At 65.0% G+C, this 737-nt stretch carries 1 protein-coding gene; it reads right to left on the bottom strand.

The features are described 5' to 3' along the window. Positions 1–294: 294 nt before the first annotated feature. Positions 295–737, bottom strand: a 443-nt coding sequence (locus tag EOA38_RS38080; protein WP_189435245.1) for a trimethylamine methyltransferase family protein, incomplete at its 5' end; no start/stop codon positions are given.

Here is a 737-nt window from a genome sequence, read left to right on the forward strand (position 1 = left end):
GATCGGGGGAGAGGTGTCGAGCGAAGCTCGACGGAGTGGGGGTCGACCGTGCACCAAATCCGCTTGATTTCCTGCTTGCTGGGTCGCGCCCGCTTTGCGGCGACTTCGCGTTTCACGAACGGCTTCCCCCACTCCGTCGCTGCTTCGCAGCGCCACCTCTCCCCCCTCCGGAGGGAGAGGAAGGGCGCCTCCCGGCAAAGGCTCGCGCCTTTCCTTTCTTCCGTCGATCGGCGGAGAGGTGGCGAGCGAAGCTCGACGGAGTGGGGGTCGACTGTTCATCAATGACATTGATGATCAAAAATCCGTCGGCGCGCCGCCTTCGGCGCGGCGCTTCTCGACGAAGTCGTTGAGCTCTTCGCGGATGGCCGGGTCCATATACGGCTCCTCGTAGGCGGCAAGGCGCTCCTTCCAGACCTTGTTGGTCCGCTCCAGCGCCGTCGGCGAGCCGGCCTCGGCCCAAGTCTCGAAATTGCGCCAGTCGGAGACGATCGGCGAGTAGAAGGCGGTCTTGTAGCGTTCCTGGGTATGCTGGGTGCCGAAGAAATGGCCGCCCGGACCGACCGACTGGATGGCGTCGAAGCCGAGGGCATCCTCGGAGAGGTCGAGCGGGGTCAGGAACTCGGCCACCATCTGCAGGAGATCGATGTCGAGGATGGTCTTTTCGTAGGAGCAGCGCAGGCCGCCTTCCAGCCAGCCGGCGCCGTGCATCATCAGATTGCCGCCGCCCTGGATGGCGC

The sequence above is a fragment of the Mesorhizobium sp. M1E.F.Ca.ET.041.01.1.1 genome (assembly GCF_003997355.1).
Lineage (GTDB): Bacteria > Pseudomonadota > Alphaproteobacteria > Rhizobiales > Rhizobiaceae > Mesorhizobium.